The organism is Escherichia sp. MOD1-EC5189, from assembly GCF_002966045.1.
Lineage (GTDB): Bacteria > Pseudomonadota > Gammaproteobacteria > Enterobacterales > Enterobacteriaceae > Escherichia > Escherichia coli_F.
Window position 1 is genome coordinate 1 of record NZ_PTRX01000057.1, and the last position, 8,125, is coordinate 8,125.

Sequence of the window (8,125 nt, forward strand, 5' to 3'; positions counted from 1 at the left end):
TAATGTTAAGCGTCTTGCAGGACGCGTAATGTTAACTGGGGCTTTTCTCTATCTGCCGTTGGTGTTCATGCCCGAGGCAGATAGCCTCAAGCACCCGCAGCAATTTTACTTAACTCCCTCTACCTCGCCAATCAGAAAATCGCTCCATGAAAGCAACAACAAGACAATAAATTACCAGCACAGCCACAATAGCCAACACACACGTCAGAGCCAACACGATAACCTCCTGTATTGGACGTATACCAATACTGATAAATATGAGACTGCCTCTTCAATGATTCAATACAACTATTGGGTGTTCATCTAAAGAATGAAATGAAGGTAAAGTGTATATTTCAGCTCAGCGAAGTTAGAACCGTATACTCTCGATACTAACTTCGCATTGTGCTACCAATTGATGAAGTCAGTGATGTTATCCAACCTGGTTACAGTAACTTCCCGTCCTAACAAATATTGCCAGTATGCCTCACGGTCATTTTGTTCACCTGCACCGCTCCACTCAATTACTCTTAAATGCTTAGAGGTTAGGTAAGGCCGAATAAGCAGGTTAAGGTGTTCATCGAGGCCAGAATAACCAAACAGTATTATTTCTTCTGATTCAAATAATGCAAACTGCAAATAATCCCAGTACGTAGAAAGAACATTAGATGCTGCTATAACTGACGGTTTCCTTTTTATATGCGTTAACACTATATGTTCGCTAGGCTCATCCCTGTCAACCGTAAGTTGAGAACGTGAAAGTTTTAAGACGGTCTCACCCTGATTAACAAATAGTGGTGAGCCATGCAAATGCAAATAATAACCAAACCTACGATTATATTTCCGTTCGAGCGCTTCGGCGGAAAATCCGTGGCCTAACATCCCATCAACCAGATACCCATCATACCCGCTGAATATATCATTATCTATGAATGAGTTGTATAATAATTTGTCATAGTTTAATGTCGCAATATGAGTGCGTGTATTTTTTACAAATTCCACTAGCGCATTTTCGAATCTTTGCGGCAACCCTTCACCGTAATTATGCAAACTAGTTGCAACTTTGTGGATATAAGTGGCGGTGATTTCGGGGAAGTTTAGTCCATCGTCAGTAAGCCAATGCTCGTTTCCTTCTCCAATTTGCGCAAGAGCCTTACAATATGTGATAGCTTGGTGAAGGGTATCCAACTCATGTTCCCCTGCCGGTGGACCTTGCCGCTGAAGACAACGTTCGATAAGTTGCTTATGGACATCGTTTAAGAAATTGGATCGATGCCAAATTTCTGCCAACGCCCTGTCTAAGGAAAAATGAGCAGGATCTAAAGCCATACCAAGACCGTTGCCGAATATTATTAATTTTCGTGCCATATAGGAGGACTCATGTTGGAATAATCTTGAGTAGCGTAACGCGATACGCCGCAGTTTGGAAGTAATATACATTCCGTTTGATTACACTCGATATTACAGACTTGCATGCAAAGAAATCCAAGCTGTTAGGTAAATAGAGACCGCAGAGGAAAGTGATATAGTCTATAAAAACCAACGAATAGCGGCATGTCTTCTGCGACCTCCATTTACCCAAATAGCGCTTATCTAGTAAAATTCAATGATGTATTGCATAGTATTTCGTATGAATTGATATAGATAAGAATCAGTCTTAATTCATTAGCAAATATTGAAACTCAAAATGTCTGTTTTTGATACAAAGCTGACAACCAGACCAGTTCTAGCCATGTGCCATCAAAATGTCAATTCATATCTGAAGTAATGCTCTTTAATTTCGTTCACCGTGGTAATGTTCGAATATTTCCCTTATAAAATGCCAAAATCCGCTGCATAACTTCGCTCTTCCGGCACTCGCGACAGATTATGTTCATACGCCTGTCGTAGCGACGTATTTCTCCGTCAGGTAATGACCAGATAAGGTCCGGATCAACCACAGCAGGTTTCTTCACCTTTGCCCTCGAGAGTTTTTTGCGGGCGTTTTGCCAGTCCTTACGCGCCTGTTCAGAGGGGAATAACCCGTAGCCGGAGTTGTATACATCGCCACTGGCAACCAGCTCTCTGGCAAGAACGCTCATCAGATATCTTGTCGCACCTGTTTTAGCTTCCAGTTGCCGTAGCGTCTCACGACCGCTCTGGCGCACGAGTTCCACCACCTGCCCTTTAATTTTTTCCCGCTCTTCTTGTGTAAAAACTTTTGCCACAAGTCCCCCTTAAAATTACCTCATGACCTGAAATCAACACTTATCCCCTGAAACCAGGCGGAATTTCTGTATCCGGTTCAGAAATATGATTCACACAACGCTGTACAGACGAACGCCCCAGACGGATGACCAGTTCATCCCATTTTTCACGAAGTTTTGACGGGCTCATGATGTTTTTTACCCAGAATGGATCTCGCTGTACCCGACCAAACATTTCGCAAATTTGTCTGTGGCTTCTGCCATCCAGCATCCGCATTGTGCGCACGTCATTGGCCCAGGCAGTCCAGTTAGGCTCTTTTGGTCGCATGATCTCGCCATCATCACTGGCTGCCTGTTCGTAGAGACCCACGATCCGCCCCCAGATCCACTGCGCACACGCCAAATCCTCCCTGCTACCCCACTGGCGTTTTTTCGCACTAAACACAACCGCGTCGGAGTTCCGGGTTAAAAAATCCTGTTCAGTCGTCTGCGGGTCCGGTTGCGAAGCTTCCGGACGAAAAGTGTTTTTATTCTCTGTAGTAATCTCTGTTGTATTCTCTGTAAGATCATCAGGCCATTTTGACCCGATGACATTGGGTCGTTTTGAACCAATGGAGCGTTTCATTTTGACCTCTTCCATCGTGTCATTTTGACCTGATGGAGCGGCGCATTTTGAACCGATGGATTCGCTCAATTTGCCACCATCTAAAAGCTCGCTCCCATAGTTGATCGTGTAGAAATTGGTCATATCGCGCTTTGATTTATTGAGCTTTTCACAACGCAAAAGCCCCAGCGTTTTCAGACTTGCAAACGCGCGCTTTAACGTTGACTCTGACCAGAATGGGAACTGTTCCAGCCATTGTTCCGTTGTGTTGTAAATCCAGCGAACACCATCACATTCCATGCCGGAATTGGTATCTCTCAACCAGTAATGCAACTGCTGCAACACAATGGCTTCATTTAAGCCAATCTTCATCGCAAGCTGTGTGTTTATAACCAGTGGGCGTTCAGCAAAAAGAAGGCTCATAATTCCATCCAGCTTTTTGTTGGTATTGCTGTCGATACGCAAGTTTGAAAGCAATTGCTTTTTCTATAAGTTCGTCAGTTTCACGATCCACTACGGCAGGATCAGCAAAAAGCAGTCCGGACTCCACCACATCGCCATATTCTTTGTTTAACCCGGCGATCATGTACGTGATGCTTTTTCCGTCACTAATTTCACGATACAACCTGAAATCATTAATCCGGATAGCCTCCATAATTGCAGGCACTAGCGCCGTGAACTTTTCACGCTTATCCCTGGTGTCGATAGCCTTCCAGCGTTCGAATATCTTCACTCGATTAACGCCAAGCGCTCGCTGATCAACCGCGCCACCTTCATCTGTGACACGCTGAACATCGATGTTCGGGCGCTCTTTCAAAGCCCAGAATGCTTCAGTGATTAATATCGTCGCCTGCTCCTGTGTCATTCCTGGTCGACATATCCAGGCATCCAGAGCCTCACGAGCCTGTTCAGGAGTGATTTTCATTGTTCAACCGCCCCGCCCGCTTCGTCTTACGATATTCGTCATAAACCTTGGGATCATACTGAAGCTCGCCGCCAGATGCCTCCTGTAGACGCATCGCGCGACCTTCAGGAACCAGCTCTTGCCATTGAGAAACAGCAGATGGGTCAACGCCAGCAGCTTTCGCTACTTTGGCTTTCGTACCGTAAAAATTAATTACGTCTGATTTAAACATCGCACCTCCAATATTGAGTTTTCTCAATGCTAATCACTCAAGGAATCTCAAGTCAAGGGTTATTAAGATATCTAAATATGAACGAGAAAACTTTAGGTCAACGCATTAGAGAAAGACGTAAGCAGGTAGGCTTAAGTCAAAACGGTTTAAGCAAAGCTGCTGGCGTATCTGGCTCATCAATTTCATTATGGGAAAGTGACCATACAGCCCCGCGCGGGCAAAATTTGCATCGCCTCGCCGAGGTATTGCAATGTTCACCAACCTGGATACTGTTTGGCGACGAGGACAAAACACCAGCTCCCCCTGTTTCACTCGATAGTGCCTTAGACTTATCGGAAGATGAGTTAGAGATGCTGCGTTTGTATCGCGCACTTCCTAAATCAGAGCAACAAGCACAACTCAGCGAACTCCGCGCCCGCGTTGAGAATTTTAATCGCCTGTTCACCGAGCTATTAGAGGCTCGCAAACGCAACAAGCATCAATAATCATCCCTTCACAAAATTTTAAAGCCTTACATTTCAATGTATTGGCTTTATCTTGCGCCAATACTTGAGTTTTCTCATCAAAAAACCTTGACGAAAAATAATGAGAAAACTAAATTACCTCCATCAAGACACCGCACGGTGTTCTCAGCAAACAGTTCCGCTACCCCGGCGTTAAGGGGAAATGAGGTCAGCATGGATACTATCGATCTTGGCAACAGCGAATCTCTGGTATGTGGCGTGTTCCCCAACCAGGACGGTACGTTCACCGCGATGACGTATACCAAAAGCAAAACGTTTAAAACCGAAAATGGTGCCCGTCGCTGGCTGGAAAGAAACTCAGGTGAGTGATATGGATTTCGACACAATCATGGAAAAGGCTTACGAAGAATACTTCGAAGGCCTTGCCGAAGGCGAAGAAGCTCTCAGCTTCAGTGAGTTTAAACAGGCACTCAGAATAAGAATGTGCTCTCACAATGACGCGGAGCACAAATATGAGAAGCAAAATCAGACCGCAGAAAATTTTGTTCTGGAACCCGGAGAAACGCTTTTCAAAATTCCCGTTACGTGCCCCATTTGCGGTTTTACATCAGAAGAACTTGACGACTCCTGTAACAATCAGGAAACAACCAAGTATGTCGAAGATGATACCGAGTGCGCACGAAGAACGATTATATCCACGAGTCCAAACTCCAGGACCAATAAATCTCACTTTGAGAGGGTGATTAATCCACTCCCCCAAACCAATAAAAAAGATGCCGGAGGACAAAAAACCCAATGGAACAACGGGATATCTGTCAAAAAAAGACGTTCCATTAAAGACAAACAACGCAGCGCCAACAACTGTAAGCGCTTTATACCAGTAATCAATTTTCATGTTCTTAAGCGGATTTATTGGTGGTTGCGACATTGCTTAATGAATCCTTAAAACTGTGGTGATTTTAAGGATACCACCTCGCCTGACGTGGTTAAAAGCAGGCACACAACACGAAAGCGCACGGCGAAGTTCGTCTCACTGTACGGTGTCGTTAAATTTAATTCGACCGTGCGCTTCCGGTTGTGGCAACCCGCGAAATGGCGCGGCGGTAAGTATGGCGGGGTTATTCCTTCCCCGTTGAGGACACCGAGTTGTCAGGTTGACCATACGCTTAAGTGACAACCCCGCTGCAACGCCCTCTGTTATCAATTTTCTGGTGACGTTTGGCGGTATCAGTTTTACTCCGTGACTGCTCTGCCGCCCTTTTTAAAGTGAATTTTGTGATGCGGTGAATGCGGCTAAGCGCACGCGGAACAGTTAAAACCAAAAACAGTGTTATGGGTGGATTCTCTGTATCCGGCGTTAATTGTTAACTGGTTAACGTCACCTGGAGGCACCAGGCACTGCATCACAAAATTCATTGTTGAGGACGCGATAATGAAAACGTTATTACCAAACGTTAATACGTCTGAAGGTTGTTTTGAAATTGGTGTCACTATCAGTAACCCTGTATTTACTGAAGATGCCATTAACAAGAGAAAACAAGAACGGGAGCTATTAAATAAAATATGCATTGTTTCAATGCTGGCTCGTTTACGTCTGATGCCAAAAGGATGTGCACAATGAATTCAGCATTTGCGCTTGTTCTGACAGTTTTTCTTGTTTCCGGAGAGCCAGTTGATATTGCAGTCAGTGTTCACAGGACAATGCAGGAGTGTATGACTGCAGCAACCGAACAGAAAATTCCCGGTAACTGTTACCCGGTCGATAAAGTTATTCACCAGTATAATATCGAAATCCCGGCAGGTCTTTAAAACAGTTCCGTAATAAATATCCGGTTTCATTCTTATATGCCAGCAATGGCAGGGATTTGTTCATCCTTAAATCTGTCATGAGGTTAAAACAAAATGAGTAAAGTCTTTATTTGCGCCGCTATTCCTGACGAACTGGCAACAAGGGAAGAAGGCGCTGTGGCTGTAGCCACAGCCATTGAAGCTAGCGACGAACGCCGTGCTCGAGCAAAATTTCACTGGCAATTCCTGGAACATTATCCGGCTGCTCAGGACTGCGCTTATAAATTTATTGTCTGCGAGGATAAACCTGGCATACCCCGCCCTGCCCTCGATTCATGGGATGCTGAATATATGCAGGAAAACCGCTGGGATGAGGAGTCTGCTTCTTTTGTCCCGGTTGAGACTGAATCCGATCCGATGAACGTCACTTTTGACAAGCTGGCCCCTGAAGTACAGAACGCTGTCATGGTTAAGTTCGACACATGTGAAAACATCACCGTTGATATGGTTATTAGCGCACAGGAATTGTTGCAGGAAGACATGGCAACATTCGACGGACATATCGTTGAAGCGTTGATGAAAATGCCAGAAGTTAACGCCATGTATCCGGAGCTTAAGTTGCACGCCATTGGGTGGGTTAAGCATAAATGTATTCCTGGTGCCAAATGGCCCGAAATTCAGGCAGAGATGCGCATCTGGAAAAAACGTCGCGAAGGTGAACGCAAGGAAACCGGAAAATACACGTCTGTTGTTGATCTCGCCCGCGCCAGAGTCAACTGGCAGAACACTGAAAACTCAACAGGAAAAATCCACCCTGTCACTGCCGCCATTCGTCGCGAATACAAGCAGACATGGAAAACACTGGATGATGAACTGGCCTACGCTCTGTGGCCTGGTGACATTGATGCCGGAAACATTGACGGCAGCATCCATCGCTGGGCAAAAAATGAAGTTATCGACAACGACCGCGAAGACTGGAAGCGTATCTCGGCATCAATGCGCAAACAGCCTGATGCCCTTCGCTACGACCGCCAGACTATTTTTGGCCTTGTCCGTGAACGTCCGATCGACATTCACAAAGACCCTGTGGCACTGAACAAATACATTACTGAATACCTGACTACAAAGGGCGTGTTTGAGAATGAAGAAACAGACCTGGGCACTGTTGATGTTCTCCAGTCATCAGAAACACAAACTGATGCAGTGGAAACTGAGGTATCTGATATCCCAAAAAATGAAACCGCGCCGGAAGCTGAACCATCTGTAGAGCGTGAGGGGCCGTTCTATTTCCTCTTCGCAGATAAGGACGGAGAAAAATACGGTCGCGCAAACAAACTTTCTGGTCTGGATAAGGCACTGGCTGCTGGCGCCACTGAAATCACAAAAGAAGAATATTTTGCCCGAAAAAATGGCACATACACGGGCTTACCGCAAAATGTAGATACCGCTGAAGATTCAGAACAACCAGAGCCGATAAAAGTTACCGCTGACGAAGTAAACAAAATTATGCAGGCAGCCAATATCATCCAGCCTGACGCCGATAAGTTGCTTGCTGCATCACGTGGTGAATTTGTTGAAGGGATTAGTGACCCGAATGATCCGAAATGGGTTAAGGGGATCCAGACCCGCGATTCTGTGAACCAGAACCAGCATGAATCGGAACGGAACTACCAAAAAGCGGAACAAAACAGCCCAAATGCGTTACAAAACGAGCCAGAAACGAAACAGCCTGAATCAGTGGCGCAACAGAAAGTGGAAAAAGTCTGCACCTGCTGCGGTCAGACCGGCGGCGGCAACTGCCCTGATTGTGGCGCGGTAATGGGCGACGCAACATACCAGGAAACATTCGATGAAGAGTATCAGGTTGAAGTTCAGGAAGATGATCCGGAGAAAATGGAAGGCGCTGAACATCCACACAAGGAGAACACTGGCGGCAATCAGCATCACGATAGCGATAATGAAACTGGC

11 protein-coding genes and 1 pseudogene are annotated in these 8,125 nt (G+C 45.6%); 7 read left to right on the forward strand and 5 right to left on the reverse strand.

Features of this window, described 5'->3' with window-relative positions; translation table 11 throughout:
* The coding region (locus ATB02_RS26535; protein ID WP_206748429.1) for a hypothetical protein at window positions 1-307 on the forward strand (307 nt) is incomplete at its 5' end.
* A gap of 80 nt (window positions 308-387) precedes the next feature.
* Here the strand turns inward: ATB02_RS26535 and ATB02_RS24930 are convergent.
* From ATB02_RS24930 to ATB02_RS24950, 5 genes are all read right to left on the reverse strand, one after another.
* Window positions 388-1,347 (reverse strand): SIR2 family protein, encoded by a 960-nt coding sequence (locus tag ATB02_RS24930; protein ID WP_001533280.1) that lies wholly within the window; start codon window positions 1,345-1,347, stop codon window positions 388-390.
* 416 nt (window positions 1,348-1,763) lie between these two features.
* Window positions 1,764-2,186: a DUF977 family protein gene (locus tag ATB02_RS24935; RefSeq protein ID WP_001599153.1), complete on the reverse strand. Its 423-nt coding sequence runs from the start codon at window positions 2,184-2,186 to the stop codon at window positions 1,764-1,766.
* A gap of 40 nt (window positions 2,187-2,226) precedes the next feature.
* A complete protein-coding gene (locus ATB02_RS24940; protein ID WP_001533283.1) occupies window positions 2,227-3,192 on the reverse strand; it encodes a hypothetical protein in 966 nt (321 codons plus the stop codon).
* Entirely contained in the window at window positions 3,173-3,694 is a 522-nt protein-coding gene (locus tag ATB02_RS24945) for a toxin YdaT family protein (RefSeq protein ID WP_000705349.1), read from the reverse strand. The genes ATB02_RS24940 and ATB02_RS24945 overlap by 20 nt, the downstream gene beginning before the upstream one ends.
* Complete coding sequence (locus ATB02_RS24950) at window positions 3,678-3,905, reverse strand: Cro/CI family transcriptional regulator (protein WP_000476994.1); 228 nt, start codon at window positions 3,903-3,905, stop codon at window positions 3,678-3,680. Before ATB02_RS24950 ends, ATB02_RS24945 begins: the two co-directional genes overlap by 17 nt.
* A 77-nt stretch (window positions 3,906-3,982) precedes the next feature.
* Between ATB02_RS24950 and ATB02_RS24955 the strand changes: the two genes are divergently transcribed.
* The 6 genes and pseudogenes from ATB02_RS24955 to ATB02_RS24980 all read left to right on the forward strand — a co-directional run.
* Complete coding sequence (locus ATB02_RS24955) at window positions 3,983-4,390, forward strand: helix-turn-helix domain-containing protein (protein ID WP_001003381.1); 408 nt, start codon at window positions 3,983-3,985, stop codon at window positions 4,388-4,390.
* Between the two features lie 192 nt (window positions 4,391-4,582).
* Window positions 4,583-4,738, forward strand: coding sequence for a DUF1391 family protein (locus ATB02_RS24960; protein WP_000379589.1), 156 nt, complete (start codon window positions 4,583-4,585; stop codon window positions 4,736-4,738).
* A gap of 1 nt (window position 4,739) precedes the next feature.
* Window positions 4,740-4,841, forward strand: a pseudogene (ydfB, locus tag ATB02_RS26975) (protein YdfB); the annotation flags it as partial.
* 960 nt (window positions 4,842-5,801) lie between these two features.
* Window positions 5,802-5,990: a cell division inhibition protein DicB gene (dicB, locus tag ATB02_RS24970; RefSeq protein ID WP_000854559.1), complete on the forward strand. Its 189-nt coding sequence runs from the start codon at window positions 5,802-5,804 to the stop codon at window positions 5,988-5,990.
* Window positions 5,987-6,178: a lysis protein YdfD gene (gene ydfD / locus ATB02_RS24975; protein WP_001083276.1), complete on the forward strand. Its 192-nt coding sequence runs from the start codon at window positions 5,987-5,989 to the stop codon at window positions 6,176-6,178. The genes dicB and ydfD overlap by 4 nt, the downstream gene beginning before the upstream one ends.
* 93 nt (window positions 6,179-6,271) lie before the next feature.
* On the forward strand, window positions 6,272-8,125 hold a 1,854-nt coding region (locus tag ATB02_RS24980; RefSeq protein ID WP_105272373.1), incomplete at its 3' end, for an exonuclease.